22 protein-coding genes are annotated in these 22,262 nt (G+C 55.4%); 12 read left to right on the forward strand and 10 right to left on the reverse strand.

Annotation, left to right across the window (positions count from 1 at the left end; translation table 11 throughout):
* The first annotated feature begins 763 nt into the window (after positions 1–763).
* From XM38_RS05295 to XM38_RS05310, 4 genes are read left to right on the forward strand one after another with little or no spacing between them, the layout of a single operon-like run.
* The gene (locus XM38_RS05295) at positions 764–1,066 is read left to right on the forward strand and encodes an urease subunit gamma (RefSeq protein ID WP_080806413.1); all 303 of its coding nucleotides are present in this window, start codon (positions 764–766) and stop codon (positions 1,064–1,066) included.
* Positions 1,067–1,068: 2 nt separating this feature from the next.
* Positions 1,069–2,124 (forward strand): S41 family peptidase, encoded by a 1,056-nt coding sequence (locus XM38_RS05300; protein ID WP_080806415.1) that lies wholly within the window; start codon positions 1,069–1,071, stop codon positions 2,122–2,124.
* Entirely contained in the window at positions 2,121–2,426 is a 306-nt protein-coding gene (locus tag XM38_RS05305) for an urease subunit beta (RefSeq protein ID WP_080806417.1), read from the forward strand. The genes XM38_RS05300 and XM38_RS05305 overlap by 4 nt, the downstream gene beginning before the upstream one ends.
* A gap of 11 nt (positions 2,427–2,437) precedes the next feature.
* The gene (locus XM38_RS05310) at positions 2,438–3,811 is read left to right on the forward strand and encodes a DUF3370 domain-containing protein (protein ID WP_080806420.1); all 1,374 of its coding nucleotides are present in this window, start codon (positions 2,438–2,440) and stop codon (positions 3,809–3,811) included.
* Between the two features lie 75 nt (positions 3,812–3,886).
* Here the strand turns inward: XM38_RS05310 and XM38_RS05315 are convergent, their stop codons facing one another.
* The gene (locus XM38_RS05315; protein WP_088429280.1) at positions 3,887–4,564 is read right to left on the reverse strand and encodes a methyltransferase domain-containing protein; all 678 of its coding nucleotides are present in this window, start codon (positions 4,562–4,564) and stop codon (positions 3,887–3,889) included.
* Positions 4,565–4,623: 59 nt separating this feature from the next.
* Positions 4,624–4,926, reverse strand: coding sequence for a hypothetical protein (locus tag XM38_RS05320; RefSeq protein ID WP_187329287.1), 303 nt, complete (start codon positions 4,924–4,926; stop codon positions 4,624–4,626).
* A gap of 126 nt (positions 4,927–5,052) precedes the next feature.
* Here XM38_RS05320 and XM38_RS05325 point away from each other — a divergent pair, with 126 nt between their 5' ends.
* The 7 genes from XM38_RS05325 to XM38_RS05355 all read left to right on the forward strand — a co-directional run bounded on the left by XM38_RS05325 (position 5,053) and on the right by XM38_RS05355 (position 11,087).
* On the forward strand, positions 5,053–5,313 hold the full coding sequence (locus tag XM38_RS05325; protein ID WP_080806212.1) for a hypothetical protein: 261 nt from the start codon (positions 5,053–5,055) through the stop codon (positions 5,311–5,313).
* Positions 5,314–5,577: 264 nt separating this feature from the next.
* The gene (locus XM38_RS05330) at positions 5,578–5,874 is read left to right on the forward strand and encodes a methyltransferase family protein (RefSeq protein WP_080806210.1); all 297 of its coding nucleotides are present in this window, start codon (positions 5,578–5,580) and stop codon (positions 5,872–5,874) included.
* A 230-nt stretch (positions 5,875–6,104) separates the two neighbouring features.
* Complete coding sequence (locus XM38_RS05335; RefSeq protein ID WP_225889191.1) at positions 6,105–6,608, forward strand: hypothetical protein; 504 nt, start codon at positions 6,105–6,107, stop codon at positions 6,606–6,608.
* A 103-nt stretch (positions 6,609–6,711) separates the two neighbouring features.
* Positions 6,712–9,075 carry a M20/M25/M40 family metallo-hydrolase gene (locus tag XM38_RS05340; protein WP_187329288.1) on the forward strand — a complete coding sequence of 788 codons (2,364 nt, stop codon included), beginning with the start codon at positions 6,712–6,714 and terminating at the stop codon, positions 9,073–9,075.
* 41 nt (positions 9,076–9,116) lie between these two features.
* A complete protein-coding gene (locus XM38_RS05345; protein ID WP_088431530.1) occupies positions 9,117–9,347 on the forward strand; it encodes a DUF3796 domain-containing protein in 231 nt (76 codons plus the stop codon).
* Between the two features lie 217 nt (positions 9,348–9,564).
* Positions 9,565–10,269 (forward strand): hypothetical protein, encoded by a 705-nt coding sequence (locus XM38_RS05350; RefSeq protein ID WP_080806205.1) that lies wholly within the window; start codon positions 9,565–9,567, stop codon positions 10,267–10,269.
* Positions 10,269–11,087: a carcinine hydrolase/isopenicillin-N N-acyltransferase family protein gene (locus XM38_RS05355; RefSeq protein WP_080806203.1), complete on the forward strand. Its 819-nt coding sequence runs from the start codon at positions 10,269–10,271 to the stop codon at positions 11,085–11,087. The genes XM38_RS05350 and XM38_RS05355 overlap by 1 nt, the downstream gene beginning before the upstream one ends.
* Positions 11,088–11,200: 113 nt before the next feature.
* Here the strand turns inward: XM38_RS05355 and XM38_RS05360 are convergent, their stop codons facing one another.
* The 3 genes from XM38_RS05360 to XM38_RS05370 form a co-directional block, all read right to left on the reverse strand.
* On the reverse strand, positions 11,201–12,139 hold the full coding sequence (locus tag XM38_RS05360; protein ID WP_187329289.1) for a GNAT family N-acetyltransferase: 939 nt from the start codon (positions 12,137–12,139) through the stop codon (positions 11,201–11,203).
* 159 nt (positions 12,140–12,298) lie between these two features.
* Entirely contained in the window at positions 12,299–12,709 is a 411-nt protein-coding gene (locus XM38_RS05365) for a RidA family protein (RefSeq protein WP_080806200.1), read from the reverse strand.
* 21 nt (positions 12,710–12,730) lie between these two features.
* Complete coding sequence (locus XM38_RS05370; RefSeq protein ID WP_080806198.1) at positions 12,731–13,333, reverse strand: GDSL-type esterase/lipase family protein; 603 nt, start codon at positions 13,331–13,333, stop codon at positions 12,731–12,733.
* Positions 13,334–13,851: 518 nt separating this feature from the next.
* Between XM38_RS05370 and XM38_RS05375 the strand changes: the two genes are divergently transcribed.
* Positions 13,852–15,030, forward strand: a complete 1,179-nt coding sequence (locus tag XM38_RS05375; protein WP_080806435.1) for a glycosyltransferase family 4 protein — start codon at positions 13,852–13,854, stop codon at positions 15,028–15,030.
* 12 nt (positions 15,031–15,042) lie between these two features.
* Here the strand turns inward: XM38_RS05375 and XM38_RS05380 are convergent, their stop codons facing one another.
* From XM38_RS05380 to feoB, 5 genes are all read right to left on the reverse strand, one after another.
* Entirely contained in the window at positions 15,043–17,586 is a 2,544-nt protein-coding gene (locus tag XM38_RS05380) for a glycogen/starch/alpha-glucan phosphorylase (protein ID WP_080806194.1), read from the reverse strand.
* 634 nt (positions 17,587–18,220) lie between these two features.
* Positions 18,221–18,448: a transposase family protein gene (locus XM38_RS05385; RefSeq protein WP_187329290.1), complete on the reverse strand. Its 228-nt coding sequence runs from the start codon at positions 18,446–18,448 to the stop codon at positions 18,221–18,223.
* A 134-nt stretch (positions 18,449–18,582) separates the two neighbouring features.
* Complete coding sequence (locus XM38_RS05390) at positions 18,583–18,801, reverse strand: KTSC domain-containing protein (protein WP_080806190.1); 219 nt, start codon at positions 18,799–18,801, stop codon at positions 18,583–18,585.
* 171 nt (positions 18,802–18,972) lie between these two features.
* The gene (locus tag XM38_RS05395; protein ID WP_088429282.1) at positions 18,973–20,163 is read right to left on the reverse strand and encodes a cysteine desulfurase family protein; all 1,191 of its coding nucleotides are present in this window, start codon (positions 20,161–20,163) and stop codon (positions 18,973–18,975) included.
* A 40-nt stretch (positions 20,164–20,203) separates the two neighbouring features.
* Entirely contained in the window at positions 20,204–22,054 is a 1,851-nt protein-coding gene (gene feoB, locus XM38_RS05400) for a ferrous iron transport protein B (RefSeq protein ID WP_080806186.1), read from the reverse strand.
* Positions 22,055–22,262: the final 208 nt, after the last annotated feature.

Below are 22,262 nucleotides of genomic sequence, written 5' to 3' on the forward strand. Positions count from 1 at the left end.
GAGATTTCCTAATTTGACATAGCTTCCCCCTGGTAGCTAGTGGTTTCTCTGCACACTAAAGCTATCACTGGGGGGAGCGTTGATATTGCAGAAACTGTTGAGATCATGCCTCTTTTGTCTTCCGTAGCCTCAGACCTGGAGATATTTCAGCCAGCTTTTAGGTTAGGTCAGTTGCTAGCCCCCTGGGCAGTATTAGCATTAATTGGTTGGAGACTCTGGGTAACGCTGCGCGATGTCATCAGATACACGGCTCATCATCACGCTATTCCCTGCTCGAAATGTAAGTTCTTTACGGGAGATTATCGCTTAAAATGCACCCTTCACCCTGACATTGCCATGTCTGAAGGGGCTATTGACTGTGCTGATTTTTGTCGTAGTGATGCTCGATAAACAGTCAAGGCAGTCGGCTAATAGGTCTAGGTCGGATCAGATCCTCGATTAGCAACGTTGTCTACATCGCTAACGATACTGTTCGCAAGCCTCATGTTACGGCGCTAAAGGGCATTGATGGTGTGACATGCGCTGCTGCCGGGAGTGCTGGTCATGTTAGTCAGAGCGATGATAGTGCTGTTCGAGATAGTCACAGAGCTCTGGCGGGTATGATGCCTGATGCTTCAGTTTACTGAGGGGAGAGAGAAAGCATCCTGGTCGAGAAGACTGCCCCTGGAGATTTTGGGAGCCTAAGTACCCCTTTAATCCCGACCGCTATGGTATAAGTCTCTCAGCAGATGCTTCTCTGATCACGCACCCGGCGTTTCTCTTCATGCAACTGACCCCGCAGGAAAAAGATAAGCTCCTCGTCTTCACCGCCGCCCTTCTAGCGGAACGTCGCAAAGATCGAGGCCTGAAGCTGAACCACCCCGAAGCCGTCGCCTATATTTCAGCCGCTATTCTGGAGGGGGCTAGAGAGGGTCGTACCGTCGCTGACCTGATGGCCTACGGCACTACTCTCCTAAGTCGTAATGACGTCATGGACGGCGTGGCCGACATGATCCATGATGTGCAGGTGGAAGCTACCTTTCCCGATGGCACCAAGCTGGTCACCGTCCATGACCCGATCCGTTGACCATGACTGATCGTCCCGATCCCATCGATCATCCCCTCACCCCTGCCATGCGGCAGCAGCTGTTGACCCAACTGATCGGGGCATTGGAGCATTACGTATTCCCCGAGACGGCTGCTCAGTTGCAACAGGAGTTGCGCCAACGCTTGGAGACCGATGGCTATGGGGATATTCTTGGGGCCGAACAACTAGCTCATACCCTCACCCTACAGTTGCAGACCCTGAGCCGAGATCAGCAACTGCGACTACACTACAGCCCAGCTCCTTTACCTGAAATTGAGCCTGACGCCGAGCCCGATTCGGCAGACCTGGCCCAGCAGCAGCAGCTGAGCCAACGCCGTAATTTTGATATTAATCGAGTGGAGCGACTGCCTGGCAATGTGGGCTATTTAGAGCTATATGGATTTGAGCCGCCCGAGTTTGCCGGAGACACCTTAGCAGCGGCCATGACTTTTTTGGCCCACACAGACGCCCTGATCATCGATTTGCGCCACAATCGCGGCGGCTCCCCTGGACTAGTCACCCTCCTGTGCAGCTATCTATTTCCAGCCTATCCCCCCCTACATCTCAATGATCTCTACTGGCGGGATGGAGACACGATTCAGCAGTGGTGGACTCTGCCCTATGTGCCAGGACCTCGTTATGGTCAACCGCCAGTGTATGTGCTGACCAGCCCAGACACTTTCTCAGCAGCAGAGGAATGTGCCTACAATCTGCAGGCCCGTCAACGGGCCACCATCGTGGGGGAAACGACCCAGGGAGGAGCCAATCCCGGCCGAGGCTATCGACTCACCGACCACTTTTGGATATTTTTGCCCATGGGGCGGGCCATCAATCCGGTTACTGGCGACAATTGGAACGATACCGGTGTAGTACCTGATGTGAAAGTCCCCGCCGAATTGGCCCTGAAGACGGCTCACCTGATGGCAGTAACCCATCTGCAAGACCAACCCCAACCGACTGGGCTACACCAGGAGCTCCAGCAGACCCAGCACCGGGTGGAGCAGGAACTCAACCAAATGCGTCGAGATTTGATTAGCCAATTGGGAGGCTTGAAATGATTCCAGGGGAATTGATACCAGCTGAAGGGGAGATTGAACTGAACCCAGGCCGACCCACCCGAGTACTATCGGTGGCCAATACCGGGGATCGACCGATTCAGGTGGGATCTCACTTTCACTTCTATGAGGTCAATGACGCCTTGAGATTTGACCGCGACCAGGCCAAGGGCATGCGGCTCGATATTCCGGCAGGGACAGCTGTCCGCTTCGAGCCGGGAGATGAGCGCGAGGTGACGCTGGTTCCTCTGGCGGGACAACGTCAGGTCTATGGTTTCAATGGCCGGGTCAACGGCGCTCTCTAAGGTGGCCTAGGATGCTAGCTTGGCTGTCTGCGGTGATGTTGGCTCAAGCCACTCCTGCCGCAGAAATCATTCGCCCGCAAGCGGTACGCCCCCTACCCGGGCAGTTAGATACGGTCCCCGTTTTTAATAGCAATAGTCCTGAGCTGGTAGAGGAACCGGGGATTTTACTGTCCACTTTTCCCTCCCAGGATATGGCCGTGCCCGAGGCTCACTTAGATTTTCCATTGAGCGGTCGCTTCGATATCTTTGCTCACCACGTGGCCCGGGCTCCAGCCCCGGGAGAGGTTACCAGTCTCTATCTGGGAATCTTGGCCCATAATCCCAGCAATGCCCCAGTCATCTTGGACATTCTGACTGCTGCCAGCTACTTGAGCCAGCCAGATGCGCCCTTTGTGCCCCTGCCGGAGTTAGTGGAATTTGCTCCCTGGGCACCAGTGTTTGCCGGACCGGGTAGTCGGGTGATGCTGGATGTTCTGCGGCAACAGCGATTGCCGGAGTTGCCGCCTCAGCAGATCATTCCGCCGGGCCAAAGCGAGCTGCTGTTTAATCAGCCGATTCCGGTGCGGACTCTGGAACCTCCTATTAATGGCCGCTCTACTCTGATGCAGTTGCGCAGTAGTGGAGCGCTGCATGTGGCTAGTTTGGCTCGCTATGCCCCGATTACCTGGTATGGCCAGGAACGGGCTCCGACCCTGCTGGAGTGGCAAACGCTGCTAATGACCCAGGGATTAGCGGGTCCCCGCGATCGCATCCCCACTCCCCTTAGTGCTACTGCTGGGCCGGTGATCTATGGCCGGGTCGCCGGGGTGGCCCAGGGCTCCCAATGGCAGGCCCGCCTCACCGACGAGGGCACCAACTTGCTGGCCATTCCGGCGGCAGGACAGACGTTCTCCTATGGCATCAGCACCCTCTATGCCGGCCGCATGGGCACTGGCCAGAGCCAGAGCGGCGAGATGCTGGTGCGCTATCCTGACACCGCCTATGAGGCCCATGGCAACTATGGAGTGCACTACAATCTGGCTCTGCCGCTGCACAATCCGACGGAACAGCCCCAAACCGTGACCGTGGCCCTGGACACGGCCTTGAAAGAAGACACTCTCTCGCAAGCGGGACCTCGGTTCCTGGAATCTCCGGGACCGCAGCTCTTTTTTCGGGGGCCGGTACGGCTGATCTATACCAATGACCAGGGGACGCAGCAGATTCGCTATCTGCATCTAGTGCAACGTCGGGGGCAGCAGGGACCGCCCCTGATCACACTGACCCTGGCCTCGGCAGAGGTGCGTCTGGTTCAGGTAGATTTGCTCTATCCGCCCGATTCCACCCCGCCCCAACTACTGACGATCCAGACCCTAGGGGTCACGGGTACCAATGCAACCCCTGACTAGCAGATGGCTATGGGCCACTGCACTGCCCAGTTATCGAGCCGCGCTCATAGGTCTCACAGGGCACAACTTGTCCGGTTAGGTCATTCGCAGCATTTCATTGCCGCCCCGTTGAAATTCGTAGGCGACGGGGTGGCGCTGCAGCTGGTAGCCTTCTGCCTTGAGGGTGGCCAGGACCGGGGCTAGGTAACGGGAGGGACAACTGCCCAGCTCCAGCAGGGGAAAGATGCGGACTTCCCGGGCTACCCGTCGCAGTTCCCGTAGAGAGGCTAGGTGGAAGTCGAGGTCGAATTGGGGGCTGTAGAGAAACAGCAGGTGGGAGCACAGGGCCAGATCGAAGCTCTGATCGGCAAAGGGCAACTGGGGGAGACTGGCGGTGAGGTAGCGGCCAGCAGCTTTACCAGCGGTATAGTCGGCTAGAAATTGGTCCATGGCTGCTAGGCGCACCCGCCCTAGCTCCTCTGGAGAACCTAGGGTATCCCAGACAAACTCCTGGGCGTTTTGGCGCACGCCCTCTAGCACTTGGTCGAAGCAGGTCTGGATGCGATCGCAAATGGCCTCCACATCGAAGTGATAAAGGGGATCCACCGAAATTACCCGTCCACCCCGCCGAGTCAGCTCACCGTTAAAGGCGGCAGGGCCATCGCCACAGCCGAGGAGACGCCCCTGCAAGTCCTGGGGGGACAAATTAAACATCGCCACGTATTCGTCAAAGGAGCGTCCCCAGGGAACGACTTGACTAAGGGTAAAGGCCATGGAATGACTCTCTCTAGGGGGCTTATGGATTTTACGCGCGTAGTGTATCCATCCGAGAACTACTGTAAGCCCGTGGGTTGCCCTAGGATTGACCCACACTGGGTGAGCGGAGTCGAACCTAGCCGCTCGATCAAAAATAATACCTCTGCCGCGTCGTCGTAATCGAGGGCGGAGTCATCGGCCAGGGCCGCGTCGCGAGAGCCATTGAGGATGGCAACCACTGCCTGGATGAGTTGCTTGCGGGAGTCTGGTATTTCTGGGGCCTTTGTCAGCCCGTCAAACAGTGACTGGACTTCATCGACCTGCTGCTGAGCCAGCAGATCCAGAACGTGGCTACCAGCTTCCACCGTAATACTGCGCATAATCCCCCTGCTGCCGATAGGCCAGGTAGGCATCGCGGGCCTACTGCCATGATGCCCGAGCCGCTGGGGGGTTGCCAGTGGCGGTTTCAATATTGTGCAGAATGCTGAAGGTTAGAGGCGATGACTATGCACGAGGCATTAAAGCGCTACTGTTCTGTGTTTCATCCTGATATCAAGAAGGTGTCCACCCTGCCCTTCTGGTTTGTTAAGGTGCTGGCGGTTATCACACGCAACCAAGAACTTGATGTTGTAGGCCAATTGATGTCCTATTTTGAAAAGGTCGGCGAAGGAGGCGATCCAACCGAAGCCAACCACTCTTTAGGTGCGCCAACGACGACTTTAAATGAGTGGCTTGAGAAGAGAAAAGCAAGACTCGGCGTGGCTTAACCGTTCAGGGGGTTACGAAAGCTTTATGTAGAAAGCAATACAGACTGATGCCTTGACGCATTATTTTGGGAGAGCATATGAAGAGAGTAAAGATTGTAGGAGGGTTGGTGACCGCGCTGGTCTTCATCGGCGTCTTTTGGCTGGTTGGGCGATGGGATTGGGTCAGAGGATGGGCCTTTATCGGGCTTCTGATTATTGGCCGAATGATTAGCGCACCGTATCTATGGCGCAAAAATCCCGAACTGATGAGGAGACGGGGGCAGTTTGGTAAAGGGACGAAAATCAACGGTGAGAATACAACGCGATCGCAACCATCAAGTGATTCAGTCTGGCCCCTATGGCATCGTTCGCCATCCCGGCTATATTGCTACGATGCTGGGGTTAGTGCTGGCGACTCCCTTGCTCCTAGGCTCGTGGTGGGCGTTTATTCCAGCTATGCTTTCTACGCTGTGTCTGATCCTCCGCACCGCCCTGGAGGATCGAACCCTGCAAAAAGAACTTCCAGGCTATGAAGCTTACATGCGGAAAGTGCGCTACCGACTGATACCAGGTTTATGGTGAATGGGTTGGCACAAATTGCGTCGGCTTGTCGTTGCTCCGTATGCTGCACCGAAGCCTTGTTCAGTGGTGCTGAAGTGGCCGCAAAATATGCCCCGCCGTCAGAGTGAAAAGCACCTGTTTCCCACGGCACTGCCTTGTTAGTGCTGTCCTATCCAATTGATTGCCTTAATAACTTCCTCACAAGTCGTTTGTAGCGTGGAGGGGTAGCCAGCTTAGGGATCTATGCCGCTATGGATATGAATCTTGAAGAAAACACCCAAGAAAAATTCAAGCTTACCCACGCCCCGCCAGTCCCAGGCTCCTCTGAGACACAACCGCAATGGCTGATCTTAAAATCAGGACTGCTCTACTTTGCGATCGTGTTTGCAGTCGGCTTCATATTGGGGCCTATTCGGGTGCTTTGGGCGGTTCCTCGCTTTGGCACCAGAGTTGGTGAACTGATGGAAATGCCCTTTATGCTAATCGCCATTATTCTGGCGGCACTCTGGGTGGTTCGACGGCTGTCTGTTCCACCCGGATTATGGACGAGGTTATGCATGGGGCTGGTAGCGCTGGGATTCTTGCTAATCGCTGAGTTTGGGGCCGTACTTCAACTGTGGGGATTATCGATCGCTGAGTATTTAGCAAATCGCGACCCGGTGTCAGGCACTATCTATATTCTGATGCTCGGTGTGTTTGCCGCCATGCCATGGCTGGTGTCTCGGAAAAAACGAGGCGGGCACCTCTCCTCTTGAGTCCAGTTGACTGATACTTGATTGACAGGGAGATAGGTTTATGCGATTCCCAAAATGGTGGCCTCGGCTATCCAGACCCAGTTCTAGGGTTGGGAGAGGGTTTGTGCTGGTCGCGTTACTGGTGCTAAGTGTGATCCTGGCGCTGGCTCAATTAGTGCCGCCAGCCCCATTGTCTGCGAGCGCGACCCCCACCCAGTTTTCTGCTCAGCGGGCTATGCCCCATTTAGAAGCGATCGCCCACCAATCCCGCTATGCTGGGTCACCAGGACACACTGCCGCGCGGGAACATCTGATCGATGCCATCGCAGCCCTCGGCTTGGAGCCAGAAGTCCAGAGCACGACGGTGGTGCAACGATGGCCAGGGGCAACCCGTTTTGAGGTCGGTACTGTCCAGAATGTGTTGGTGCGCCTAGCGGGAACGGCCAGCACGGGAGCGATCGCTCTGGATGGGCATTACGACTCCGGCCCGACAGCGCCTGGCGCAGCGGATTGCGGCGGTTGCGTGGCAACCCTGCTAGAGACCTTGCGAGCGCTGCGGGCAGGTCCGCCACTCCAGAATGACGTGATTTTTGTCTTCGCCGATGCCGAAGAGACTGGCGATCTGGGGGCACATGCCTTTGTCACCCAACATCCCTGGAACCAAGATGTGCGGCTGGCCATTAATTTTGAGGCCACAGGTAACCAGGGACCTAGCGTCTTATACAGCACTAACCACAACAACCAACGTCTAATTGCAGGCTTCGTTAGTGCCTCGCCTCATCCGGTGGCCCATTCCTTCGCATCGGCATTTCTGCATTGGTTGCCGATGCTGCGGGGTGGCTGCGATCTAGAAGAATTCATGGATCGGGGGAGTGCTGGACTCGGCTTTGCTTTGGCAGGCAACACTACTGGTTATCATACAAAGCTGGACAATGTTCAAACCTTCGATCGCCGTAGCCTGCAACACCAGGGGTCCTACGCGCTGGCCCTAGTGCAGTATTTTGGCAATCAAGATCTCACAACGCTGCAAACCTCCAACACAAAATCCCAGAGTGCGGTTTATTTCAACGTTTTGCCGAAGGTTGTCGTGTACTATTCGACAGCCTGGGCGATGCCACTGGCAGCGGCGGTGAGCCTGCTGTATTTGGGCGTAGTTGGGCTGGGGTTACGACGTCGGCAGTTGTCCCTCAAAGGACTGCTGGTGGGCGCGATCGTATTTGGCATCAGCGCGATCGCCGCTGTGCTGCTAGCAGCTTTGCTCTGGTGGGGCATCAAAACCGCCAACAGCAACCTGCAGGTGACGATGGTGGGTCACTATCGCACCTTGCATTATTTCGTAGGGTTGGTGTGCTTTACCGTAGCCCTGATGGCGATCGCTCAGCTCTGGCTGCAGAAAAAACTGAGCCTGAGTAATCGCATAGCAGGAGCCTTACTCGTCTGGGATGGTTTGATGCTGCTCACCAGTGCCCAGACACCGGATATCAGCTACCTGTTTACCTTCCCCTTGCTGTTTAGTCTGCTGCTGCTGGGTTGGCAGCTGCTTGACCCGAGATTTCGGCTGGGCTCCTGGGTGCATATTCTGGCGCTGACCTTGGCCGCCCTGCCGGGGACGCTCTTGCTGCTGCCTGCCATGGTGACCCCCAACCTGGCCTGGATGCTGCGATTTGAATACGCGAGTCCGCTCCCCTTTCTGGCCCTCTCGCTGATCTTCGTGGTGCTGCTGATGGGTCTCCTGATTCCCCATGTGGAGGTGCTGACAGCAAATCCGCGTCAGGCCCTGCGGCCATCTCGAAGTGATTGGAGCCGTCGCTGGCTGCTGCCAGGACTCTTGCTGCTTGCCAGCGGCCTGATCTTCAGCGTTGCCACGGCGACCTCTGGCTTCGATGCCGATCATCCCAGACCCAATCTCATTGCCTACGAATTGAATGTCGATTCGGGTGAAGCCACCTGGGTCAGTGAAGATGCTCAGTTGGATGATTGGACCGCACAATTTTTTCCAGCTCAAACGCCGAAGACAGCATACGAAACATTTCTGGGGATGCGAACCCAAGCCTTTCAAGCCCCAGCCCCCATTGTCCCCTTGGCAGCCCCCGATGTTGAGCTGCTCAGCGATACAGTGAGTGGACGCGATCGCAGGCTTCATCTGCGTCTGACCTCACCTCGGCAAGCAGTAAATTTGCATGGAGAGATAGCGGCTGGCGGCGTGATTACGGCAGCAACGGTGAATGGTCAGGAAATGGACCTGGCCCCGTTTCCACTGGAAGCGCGCGATCATCTCGCCTTTAGTTACTACAACCTTCCCCCCGATGGCATTGACTTAATCCTGACGGTGCAGTCCGCCCAGCCACTTCAGTTGACCCTCAGAGATACGTCCTATGGGCCACCGCAGATTCCTGATCAGGCGATCGCGCCTCGTCCCGCTGACAAAATGCCTGCCGCTGTCTCAGAACGAGACCCCACCGCTGTGATGAAAACCTTTCGACTTTGAATCACCCAATGTACACCTCAACAATACTCGGGTTTAAAACTATGAGCAATCCACAGCGAAAAAAATTCTGGATCGGTTTTTTAGGTTTTTTAGGATTTCTGGGGTTTCTAGCCTTTGCCCAAGATGCACCGCCATTACTCTTCTATTTCACGTTCTTTTCTTTCTTTAGTGCTTTTCGCTATCTGAGAGAAGAGCTAAAGTATCTGGGACTCCTTGGAGTAGTCGGATTTATTGTTGCAATATTGGGAGTTTTAGGCATCATTTCCGTCTGATCCTGTGTTTCACTTGAGAGATACCTATCCACCCTGATTAGCTGTCTTACTAGTCACTTAGGGGGTATCCATAGCTCTCGACAACACCTGGCATTGAAAACTGGGTTTCCTTTGTATTCAAGTTCTATGCCAACGCCGTTGACAATCTGATTTTTGTCATCCTGCTAATGCTGTCGCTGACGATTACAAGGCAGAAAATTCTGATGAAAGATAGACCATGAGAGCAGCAACCCGTTTACAGAACCTGCTGATCCCCGCACTTTTTATCGCTGCTTTTCTGATAATTTATATCACCTCGATAGAAGTTACTCTTAATCGAGGTGATAACCAGTTTGTGAATCGCGCCTGGAGCTGGAGTCAATATGGTATCGGCCTTTGGGCTTTTTTAGTTTTCCTCTGGAAAATCAACAAGGTAAAACAACACTATATTTGGGTTGGATTACTGTATGCGGCGATCAATCTGCTGGCATCTTATCAAGTGTGGGGTATTCTTCCTTTAGGCATTTGGTCGCAAACCACAATTATTTTTCTCTGCTTTGTGGCCACCTGTTTGCTGACGCAAAATCGGCGGCGTGTTCGATCCAGCCTTGTGGCATTTTCTCTCCAGAAGTTAATCCGCTCGGCGCTCATTGGCGTTGCCCTGAGTCTTCCCTTTGCGATCATTAATATTCTGCTATGGCAAATGAGTCGTTTATCCAGTGTGATGAGTTGGCAAAGTCCGCTACATGCTGCCAATCGATCTTTAATTGCCGGGATTTCTGAAGAGATTATCTTTCGCTTTTTTATCCTCTCCTTTTTCCTTCAAAGCCTTAGAAAGACTTTGCCTCGTAGATGGTTAGTGATGATAGCGTTCTTTTTTGGGATCGTACCCCTACGCAATAGGCGCACGACACTCACTGAACTTATTTCTGGACTTGATTGATGTGCTCAATTTTCTCCCGAATTCTAGATGGACAAGTCATTGTCGGTCGTAATTTCGACTGGATACAGTTGGGCGACAATCTTCACTTTGTGCCACCGACTCGGCTATATGGTCTAACAACCTACGGCCTGTTTCTGATTGAACAGTTCGGCAGCGATCGCCCCCTTGAGGGGATGAATTCCCAAGGACTGTTCATGGGTATGACCGGTATTCATGCCGACAACTTTTCACCTAGAAAACACAACGACTATCCGATTCGGTTGGACGAGTTTGGGGCCATGCGATTTGTACTGGAACGAGCCGCCACCACACCGCAAGCCGTTGCGATCTTGGATCAGGCTGAGATTGTCCCCCACGGCGTTGAACCATATGTCAGACTACAGTATTTCATCGTGGATCGACACGGTGAGTTTTGCGTCATCGCAGGTCAAGAGCAAACAGTCCTGAAAAGGCTAGATGCCATCCCGTTCGCTGCTATTACCAATTTCCCGCTATCCCTCAGGGATAACGTCGTCTGTGACAGATTTGCGACGCTCCAGCGTGCCTTGCCGAGCGTCATCCATGTAAAGGAGGTAATGGCCTTGGTTGAAACCGTCTCTACCGAGTTAACCGTCTATTCATGCCTGTATTCACTCACGCAACAGACGGTCAGTGTCTGCGTTGAGCGAGATTTTCAATCGATTCTCAACTTTAGTTTGGATCAGGAAATGGCTCAAGGGTACGGATTTTATAACTTTGGCCAGCTCAAACTGATGTCGCCCGATCGCAAAGATCGCTTCAAGGACGCGCAATATGAAGTCCAGCGCGGATTTGCATAGCCGCTCACTATTATTGTGGTGGAAACCCTGGAAAGGTGGTGCAGGCCCTCTTGCTAGAGTGGGTGGTCATTGCCACCTTGCATTATCAAGAGCGTGTGAGCGCTCCCTCTGACTCAACGGGGATATCGCAGGGGATAGAAGGTGATGCCGTGGTGGCTCGTGATCGGGCCATGCTGCAGAAACCCTAGGCGGCGATAGACGGGCAAGGCATAGGCAGAGGAATTGACCGTAATCGGCCCAGTAGTATGGTGCTTCACCATTTCGAATAACAGACGTCCGATGCCGCGATGGCGGCGGTGGCTGGCCACGAAGAATAGCTTAATGTGCTGTTGGGGCGTCACCTCGATCACCCCGACCAAGTTCTCCGCCTCTTCCGCCACCCAGATCTTGGCCCCTCGCTGCAACCGTTGGCGCAGAGAGTCTGGGGTAATGATTCGGGCTAGGGTTTGCTGTCCTTCGCTCGAGAGTTCTGGGTGCAAATCCCGAATAATCACGGCCATGACCAGTTGATGAATGGCCTCGGCATCGGCTGGTATGGCAGAGCGGATCAAGGGCAAGGGATCTCGCCGCTCCCACCGCCAGATGGCACCGTCTTCGGGATGCTCTAAGCTGGCAACCCTGGCCATGCCCAGTTTTCGCAATACCCGGGTAGACGGATTTTCTTGGGGCAGCGTATGGGCCTGTACGCAGGTCACCTGGGCGGCAAAGGCCCGTTCCATGAGAATACGGGCCGCTTGAGTGGCAAACCCCTGCCGTTGATAGCTGGGGGCAATGGCATAGCCAATTTCGACAATGCCGTCGGCGTCAGGGTTGCCCTTATAGCCGCCATAGCCGATGACCAGACGGCTGTCGTTGAGAATGAATAAATGAGTCCACCAGCGGGGCCAGACCTTGCCTTCCACCAGGTGCCGCAGGGAAAATGCCAGTGCCGTAGTCGATAGGTTAATGTCGGGTGCGATCGCAAGGCCAAACTGATGAGTCAAGGCATCAGGACCTAACAGCAATGCCTGCAAGTGCTGAATAGCAGCCGGTTCAACCAAAAGCATAGACATGGGCATCTGATGGCCGCAGCAATAGGCCGCAGCGATGGAAAGAGCTCTGCAGCAAGAGCCTATCAGTAGCATAGGTCAATTGGCCCAGGCCACACCCACGATGTTTAAGCAGGCGAGTCTACAGAAACAGCTATTTCTGCGGCAGAGTCCTAGGCGGCCTCACAGAGCTTCCACGGCCCTCTGAATAAAGGCATCCACCTCTATTTCCACCACCATTTCCGGGGTAATCAGGCGAGAGACTTCAACCATGGTGGCTGCCGGACGGATTTGACCAAAGACCTCACCATGGGCCTGCCCAATCGCCTGCCACTGAGCAATATCTGTCACATAGAGTCGGGTGCGCACCACATCAGTGAGGGCGGCCCCCACCTGCATCAGAGCCTGCTCCACATTGCTGAGGATTCGCAGCGTCTGGCCATAGCCATCTCCTGGCGCTACTATCCCACCTTGAGCATCGGTAGCAGTAGTTCCCGACACCCAGACATGGGGACCGATACGCACCGCCCGGGCATAGCCCACAGACGTTTCCCAGGGGGTGCCTGACGAGACAAGCTGACGATCGAAGGGCATGGGTAGTGATCTCCTAATCCGTCATGGGGTCATCCACTGCTGCCAAACTGAATGTTGCAGGATATGCTGGGCCCACTCCTCATAGCCAGCCGCTTGGGGGTGGGCCCCATCCCCAGCCTGCACTTGCGTCATCCAGATGACGGATTGCTGTAGGGGCATAAACTCATCGATATAAGGAACTGACAGGTCTGCACAGAGGTCTTGCAGACCCTGACAAAGACGCTGGGTACGCTGGTTTTGAGCCGGGTCGGCAATCGCCGGCGGGCTGACCAGCAAGACCGGGGCCAGCGTGCGAGCAATACTGAGGATCTGGCGACTATGGGCCAGGGTATCAGCCAGATCGATACGCACCCGGCCCCGCTCCCAAGTGGTGTCATTGGTGCCAAAGCAGAAAACCAATCGATTATCGGCCCCGGGGGCAAAACGGCGAGTAGCCTCTCCCTGCCACCGCTGAGCCAAGGCCATGCTAGTTTCTCCCCGAATCCCCAAGTTGTAGTAAGTGATGGAGCGACCGGCAGCCGCTAGGGCCGCACAGACACGCCCAGTCCATCCGAGGCAGGTAGGGTCTCCGGTGCCGTTTACGAAGGAATCTCCCAGGAAACAGATACGACTATCCTGACTCATAGTGACCTGGCTATATCGTCACGCAACCGCTCTCGATATCAGGGCTAGACTCCCCCATGGTCATAATGATGCTAGCTTTCGTGCCCCAATTTAGCCTATGGCCTCAGGGAATGACCATGGTTGGCTCATCTCAAGCACCGGCCAGGGAGGCCCCTAGGGCCTCCTCTCTCCTATCCCCGTCATGACGACTCTGCGCTTCAAGATGGGGGGTCTTGCTTTACTGAGAGGTTTACTGAGCAGTAAAATGCAGTGACCTGCCTTGGGCTGGGTTCTGACATCCGGACTCTGCACCAGATGGCCTGTTGCCTGGGAGAGGATCTTTGTTGTTGCAAGGAGACGACACCCCTTGTCCAAGTTCAGCCCCGGAGGTTTGCTTAACGGGAAACTCTAGATTCTAAGCTGGGCCGGGTATACAACTCAATAGTGCCAATACAAGCCTGCGGCGCGATTTCTCTTCTGTGCAAGAGACGGTACGGTGACAGCAGGCGTCTTTCCTGCGTGGACTCTTTGATTCTTGAATGCATATCGCATGGCTTGGTAAAAAATCTCCGTTCTGCGGAAACGTCACCTATGGTCGAGAGATTACAAATGCCCTATTGGAACGAGGGCATCGGGTTACGTTTCTCCACTTTGCCCAATCTGCCGACGCCGAAACCGAACACCCTGACTGTGTAGAGGTGTCTCTACCCTTTTTATTCAAGTCTCAGATCCTGACAATTCCGTCGCCCAAATCAGGCAAGCTTTTAATCGAAGCCCTGCGGCAGCTACAGCCAGATCTGGTCCATGCCTCCCTAACGCTGTCCCCTTTGGACTTTCGTCTACCTGAGATCTGTGATCAGCTGGGGCTACCGTTGGTGGCGACGTTTCATCCCCCCTTCGACCGCAAGGTGCGCAGCCTCACCTCAGGCACCCAACACCTGACCTATCAACTCTATACTCCCTGTCTGGCTAATTTCGACCGGGTGATTGTGTTTTCAAACCTGCAGCGGGATTTGCTGGTGAAACTGGGCGTCCCGGAAGATACGGTGGCGGTGATTCCCAATGGGGTCGATCCGCAAAAGTACTCACCAGGACCATCGACGATTAAATCAGAGGTCAACGCCGAGCAGTTGTTTGTTTATCAAGGGCGGGTGTCGCCGGAAAAGAATGTGGAAGCGCTGCTGAAGGGATGGCGGCAAGCCCGGCTTGGGTCCAGCTGTAAGCTGGTGATTGTCGGCAGTGGGCCCCTGACGGCTTCTTTGAAGATGTTTTACGGAGCCGAGGACAATGTCACCTGGTTAGGCTTTGTCGCTGATGAGCAGCGTCGCATTGAGATTCTGCGGGGGGCCGATGGTTTCATTTTGCCGTCCTTGGTGGAAGGCCTATCGTTATCCCTGTTGGAGGCCATGGCCTGTGGTGTGGCCTGCATTGCCACCGATGTGGGGGCCGATGGTGAAGTATTGGAAGGCGGGGCGGGCATTATTTTGGATCCCCAGCGGGTCTCGAGTCAGCTGCAGACGATTCTGCCGATCTGCCGAGATCAGCCGGAAATGCTCGATCTGCTGGGACGCAAGGCCCGCCAACGGGTGCTAGACCGCTACACCCTCAGTGATAATATTTCCCACTTGGAAGCGCTCTATACTGAGGTGGTGACACCGGTAACGCCTCCGGCAGCCCTGTTGACACCGTTGAATCTTCCTAATGGCAGCAGTTCCTGACCGGTGACACGGCTATAAGACATCGGGGTGCCAGTTCTCCACCTTGAGGCCAGCATCAGCCTGGACGTAGGGCTTCAGCTGTACTGAGATGGGGGTTACATGCCAGATGTCCTGGCAGTATTCCCGAATAGCTCGATCCGACGAGAAATAGCCCATGCGGGCGCTATTCAGAATCGACATACGGGTCCAGGTGTCGGTCTCACGAAACCGCTGGCCGACGGTATCTTGACAGTCGATGTAGGCAGAGTAATCGGCCAGTAACAGGTAGGGATCGTCATAGACGAGGGAGTCTACCAGGGGTTTAAACAGCTCCCGATTGCCATGGGAGAAGAAGCCGCTGTTGATCAGGTTGATGGCTTCTTTTAGGTCTGGGGTGCGATTGTAGTAGTCCCAGGGATTGTACCCGCTTTCCTGTAGCTGCTGCACTTCCTCAATGGTGAGGCCAAATAGGAAGAAGTTCTCGGCCCCGACGGCCTGGCGAATTTCCACGTTGGCCCCGTCTAGGGTGCCGATGGTGAGGGCGCCATTGAGGGAGAATTTCATGTTGCCGGTGCCAGAGGCTTCTTTACCCGCCGTCGAGATCTGTTCGGATAAATCTGCCGCTGGATAAACTGGCTGGCTATTGGTGACGTTGTAGTCGGGCAGGAAGACAACTTTGATGCGATCGCACACCTGCGGATCATTGTTGACCACCTCAGCCACCGAGGTGATGACCTTAATCATCAGCTTGGCCATGATGTAGCCTGGGGCCGCCTTACCACCAAAGATGAAGGTGCGGGGCACGATATCGATATCGGGGTTTCGGCGAATCCGATTATAGAGAGTAATGATGTGCAACACATTCAAGTGTTGCCGCTTATATTCATGGATGCGCTTCACTTGAATGTCGAACAGGGAATCGGGATTGATAGCAATATTGAGCGTTTGCTGGATATGATCTGCCAGATCCTGCTTCACCGCCCGCTTGATTTGCCGCCACTGACGCTGAAACTCCCGATCCTCAGCATAGGCTTCCAACTGGCGCAGCTGCTCTAGCTGACAGACCCAATCAGTGCCAATATGCTCCGTGATCAATTGACTCAGGCGAGGATTACACAACAGTAGCCAGCGCCGGGGCGTCACCCCATTGGTCTTATTCTGAAATTTCTGGGGCCAGAGCTGATAAAAATCCTTCAGCACCGTCTGCTTCAGCAGCTCCGAATGGAGCTCAGCAACCCCATTGATGGCATGGCTACCGACACAAGCCAAATGGGCCATGCGCACATAGCGCTCCCCCGACTCATCAATCAGGGATAACTGGGCCAGCTTCTGACTGTCACCGAGAAAGTGCACCCGGGCCTGATCCAAAAATCGCTGATTGATTTCATAGATAATCTCCAGGTGCCGCGGCAGCAAACTGCCAAACAGAGGCAACGGCCATTTCTCTAAAGCCTCTGGCAACAGCGTATGATTCGTAAAGCCAAAGGTAGATTGGCTCACTTCCCAGGCGGCGTCCCAAGGCAATCGATGTTCATCCACCAACAGCCGCATCAGTTCCGCCACCGCCACCGCCGGATGGGTGTCATTGAGTTGGACCGCAAACTTCTGGTGAAACTGCCGCAGATCCCCACCGGCGCCCCGATGGAGGCGAATCATATCCTGCAGCGCACAGGAAACGAAGAAATACTGTTGCTCTAGGCGTAGTTGTTTGCCCTGCAAAGGCTCATCGTTGGGATAGAGCACCTTGGTCAGGTTCTCAGAATAGATCTTTTGATCGACGGCACCGTAATAGTCTCCCTGGTTAAAGGCCTGAAAATTAAAGGATTCCGCCGCCTCTGCCCGCCACAGCCGCAGGGTATTGGTGGTATTGACGTAGTAGCCGACAATGGGGGTATCGTAGGGCACCCCCTTCACCACTCGAGCGGGGATCCAACGCACCCGATAGGCCCCCTCATCATCGGTGTAGGCCTCAGTGCGACCACCAAAACGCACCATCACTGCCGACTCCGGCCGCGGGATCTCCCAAGGATTGCCGTACTGTAACCACTTATCGGTGACTTCCACTTGCCAGCCGTCCCGAAGCTCCTGATCGAAGATGCCAAACTCATAGCGGATGCCATAGCCGATGGCGGGAATCTCTAGGGTGGCCAAGGATTCCATGTAGCAAGCCGCCAGCCGACCCAGACCGCCGTTGCCGAGGCCAGGTTCTTCCTCTTGGGCCAGCAAATCCTCTAGGGCCAAGCCAGAATCAGCCACGGCCTGGCGCACCAACTCCTCGATTCCTAGATTGATCAGCTTAATGCCCAGGTGCGGTCCCAGTAAGAACTCCGCCGATAGATAGGCTACCACCCGCACCTCAGAGCGGCGATAGTTGCGGATGGTATTGAGCCAGCGAGGCATGAGCCGATCTCGTACCGTATTGGCCAGGGCCATATAGAAGTCGTTGAGGGTGGCGATTTCCGGCCACTTACCCTGCAAATAAAACAAGTTATCGGCGATGGCTCGGCGTAGCGTCTCAATGCCAAGGCCACTGCGATCGTCTTCCACCTGAATCGACTGTGTCTGCTCAGTTGTCATGGAGGCCTCCTCGGGAATAATCGCCCCATTGGGAGTGTATCAAGGGAGGGGGGAGGACGGAGAGCGGAAATGGGGAGGTGGGGTGATGGGGTGATGGGGAGATGGGGAGGGAGGAAAAGTGAAGAGTGAAGAGTGAAGAGTGAAGGGGCAAGGAAAACGGGTAGCGTGGGTCGTTTTACTGAAGCGAGGGCGGTCATGACTGGTCAGGGAAGGACCCACGGGAAATGGTGGGAGGCGAGTAGCGAGTAAAGGGGGCAAGGTTTAAGGGGGCAGGGAACAGGAAAAAGCCCTTGCTTCCTTGCCGATGCGACGCGATCTATTGCGCCTAACCGCAAATGAAATCCTGCGCCTTGCCGATGCGACGCGATCTTGCGCCTAACCGATAAGTCCTTCCGCAGGTCCAGGGCAGTAGTTCGACTTCGTTGCTCCTGCGGAGCCGCTTTGCGAACACTACAAGCGGTTTGCCCTGGTCGTAAGGGTCCGGGGGAAGCGAAATTCCCCCGGGTAAGGTCCCTGGTCGAGGAGATAAAGCGTGGTCTTATCGAGAGCCATCGCCACTGAGCGACACGCCCACTCCCTACTCCCCCACTTCTCCACTCCTCTACCTCCCGACTCTCTAGACCTCTTGCATAAATCAAATTGGCAGTCCCATCTCGTAGTTAAGAATGCCAGCCAGCAAATGAAGTCTGAGGCCAAATCGCCGCCGTCGATTGCGATAGCGTTCGGCAAAGATGCGGAATCGCTTGAGTCGACGAATACTGTGCTCGCCCCGTATCCGCAGTCGTGCCAAGGTCCGATTGGCCTGCTTATCAGCCTTGGGTAAGGGGTTTCGGGGTGGCTTGCGACGTGGAGTAATGCTCATGTCATGCTGCTTGGCCATACCTTATCGAATCTACCTAAATGCACTCATTGGAGACTACTTTCTCAATTCGTGCAAGAGGTCTATTGCTGTAAGAATTCAGTGCTTTATGCTCTGCAATTTACCTTGCGATCGCACTAACGCTTCTTCATTAACACATAGGGGTAGCAGTCAATTACAAAGTTGCGCATGTAGCTTCCTTTCGAATCTGATGCCAAGAGCCCCTCATAGGTTTCTTTAGGAACTTCCGAGTATTGATAAGTTTTCCCGGAGTTGAAGATAACCAGCAGAGTCTCGGTTTTCTCATCGTAGCCAAACGCTTGAATCATGCTGGATTCAACGAACTGTAGTTCCATCAGCTTTTATCACCTTATCCCTGTCATCACATCTCCACACTCTACTGCGAAATCACAGTGGCAAACATAAGCAAAATACACAATGTCTTTGGTCAAAGCTTTACTGCACTCTCTATCGAGGTGTCAGATTCTGCCTGGGAACGGGTATTGGTAAATCCCAAGTGAGACAATTTATCGAACATATCCGGACAAATCAGTGGCCTGGCGCAGGGATTGGATGGTTGCGATCGCACCCTTGGCAACCCGATCGATCTCCGCCGTCGTATTGAAGCGACCGATGCCAAACCGCAACGAGGCATAGGCCAGCTCATCGCTGTGGCCCAGGGCCTTGAGCACATGGGAGGGGGCTGTACTGGTGGAACTACAGGCTGCCCCCGATGACACGGCGGCGATGGTACGCAGTCCCAGCAGCAGGGCCTGACCGTCTACCCCAGCCACACTGACATTGAGATTGCCCGGCAACCGTCGAGTCGGGTGGCCATTGAGCCGCACAGCGGGCAGGGGTTGCAACTGCGACCATAGGTGCTGTCGCAGCCCCTGCAATCGCTCCGCCTCAGCAGTCATCGTCTCCAGGGCCAACTCCACCGCCTTGGCAAAGCCCACAATTTGCGGCGTATACAGCGTCCCCGAGCGCATTCCCCGCTCATGGCCACCGCCGTGGAGTTGCGGCGCCAGCCTTACCCGCGGCTGCCGCCGCCGCCCGTAGAGGGCGCCAATGCCCTTGGGGCCATAGAGCTTATGGGCCGTCAGAGACATCAGATCAATGCCCATGGCCTGCACATCCAGCGGCAGTTTCCCCAGGGCTTGGGCGGCGTCGCTGTGCAATAAGGGAATGCCACTGCCCTGACGAAGCCGACAGCACAGTTGCCCAATCTCCGCTAAGGGTTGCAAGACGCCAATCTCATTATTGGCCGCCATCACCGACACCAGAATCGTGTCCGGGCGGATAGCCGCTTCCAACTCGGCCAGATCAATCAGACCATCTGGCCGCACCGGCAGATAGGTCACCTCAAATCCCAGAGCCTCCAGATAGCGACAGGGATCTAGCACCGCACTGTGTTCCGTTTGCACCGTAATCAGGTGACGACCCTGGGCAAAATAGGCCTCCGCCACCCCCTTAATGGCCAGGTTATTGGCCTCCGTAGCGCCACTGGTAAAGACCATCTCCTCCGGGGTGGCGTTAATGGCGGCAGCAATCCGCTGGCGAGCCGATTTGACGGCGGCCTCCGCTTCCCAGCCATAGGCATGGGTAATGCTGGCCGGATTGCCGAAATGCTCGGTGAAAAACGGCAGCATGGCTTGCACTACCTGGGGGTCGACTGGCGTCGTGGCATGGGCATCCAGGTAAATCGGGCGCGACATAGGCATGAATAGCAATTCTACAATTGGATAGCGATGGGAGTCAGGCTAAGTTGAGCAGCCGAGCACTCTGATAGAAGCTCCAACTGGTCAGCCAAGCCAGGGCCAGGGAAAACCCCACGGACAGTAGGGTAAACCGCCACGACTTCGACTCATTCAGTAGGGTGACTAGGGTGGTGAGGCAAGGGGTATACAGGAGGCAGAAGAGGCAAAAGCTATAGCCCTGGGCAAAGCTGACATGATCGCCGATATAGCCGCTGACAGCGGCGGCATTGAGGCCATAGATCACGGCTAGAGAGCCCAACACGACCTCTTTGGCCACGAAGCCAAATATCAGCGCCAGGGTGAGATAGGGATCGATGCCAATGGGATGCATCACCGGACTCAACCATTGGCCGATGTGGCCCCCAATTGTCTCTGGCCCAGTGGCTCCAGGCGGTAGGGCAGTCAGGGTCCAGACGGCCACGCAGCCCAAGATAATGAATCGAGAGGCCCGACGCAGGAAGGTGGTTACTTCCTGCCAGCCTCGGCGCAGCACCTGGGTCAGCGTGGGTAACCGATAAGGGGGCAACTCCAGCACGAAGGGGTCATCGTTGGGAAACCTCCCCTGAAACAGGGCAGCGGTGCCGATGGCGGCCCCAAAACTGAGGACATAGAGGGAAAACAAGACCAACGCCCCGTTGCCGCCCGGAAATACGGTGGCAATGATGAACACGAACACCTGCAATCGGGCCGAGCACAGGGCAAAGGGAATCACCAGCATGGTCAGCAGCCGCAGGGTGTGCGATCGCATGATCCGGGTTCCCATCAGAGCGGGGACATTGCAGCCAAACCCCATCATCTGCAGCACAAAGCTACGGCCATCCAGCCCCAACCGGGCCATCAGCGCATCCATCAAATAGGCCGAGCGGGCTAAATAGCCGCTGTCCTCCAACACCGCCATCAGCATGAAGAACAGCACGATCAGCGGCACAAAAGAGGCCACCGTGGCCACCCCATTCCAGATGCCGTTGAGGGCCAAATCTTGCACGATAGGAGGCAGCGGTTGCAGCACAGGTTCCAGTAGCCCCCGCTGTAACTGCCCCGCCAGCCAATCCATGGCATCCTGAGCCGGCAATCCCAGCGTCCAGATCAGCCAGAATATCCCCAGCATGCCTAAAAAGAAGCAGGGCAACCCCAGCACCGGATGCAGTAGCACCCGGTCTAGGGTCTCGGTCACCGTGCGAGTCAGCTGCGCCGGCATCTGCACCCGCCCTGCCAGGGCCTGCTCCACCTGCTGAGGCAACCGCTCGGCTCCGGCCGCCAGCGTTTCCGATAACGTGTCGATGCGATAGGATTCTGGCTCCCCAGCCAAGATCGATGCCATAGCCGCCAGTACCTGACGATGTCCCTGCCCGCGCTTAGCATCGATGATCTCGACCGCCAGACCCAAGTGCTCAGCCAACCCCTCGCCATCAATCTCGACGCCATAGTGGCGAGCTTCATCGGCCATGGTGAACACCGCCAACACCGGCAATCCCAAGGCCTTAACCTGCAGCAGCAACCGCAACTGCCGATCAACCTGGGCCGCGTTGATCACCACCAGCACCAGATCAATGGGAAAATTCTCTAGGAATTGGCGCACCACCCGCTCGTCATCCGAGAAGCCACCCAGATCGTAGGTGCCAGGCAGATCGACCAACTCCACCTGCTGCCCCGCCATTGGTTCAGGCAGAGACAAAGGAGCCTGCAGTAGATCTACCGTGATCCCAGGCCAGTTGCCCACCGCCGCCGCGGCCCCGGTCAGTCGGTTAAACAGGGTGGATTTTCCCGTATTGGGCATCCCCAGCAGCGCGACCCGCCGCGTTGTGGTGGTTGTGGTCGTCGATGTGGTGGATGGACTGTGACAGGTCATCGATTCATTGGCCAGGATCCCCTTGCTTTCTATTCTAGGGGTGACCCCAGAGCAACGATGATCAGCTAGGTTTTCTACAGGTTCCCACTGGAGTTTAAAGTTTTAGAGAATTGTCCGAGCTGCCTCGGGAATGGTGTTTAGGGCACGGGCACTCTGAAGATAGCCTATGATTCATTCCTCGAATACGACTGCTGCAGCTCCCCATGGC

This window comes from Halomicronema hongdechloris C2206, from assembly GCF_002075285.3.
GTDB classification, from domain to species: domain Bacteria; phylum Cyanobacteriota; class Cyanobacteriia; order Phormidesmidales; family Phormidesmidaceae; genus Halomicronema_B; species Halomicronema_B hongdechloris.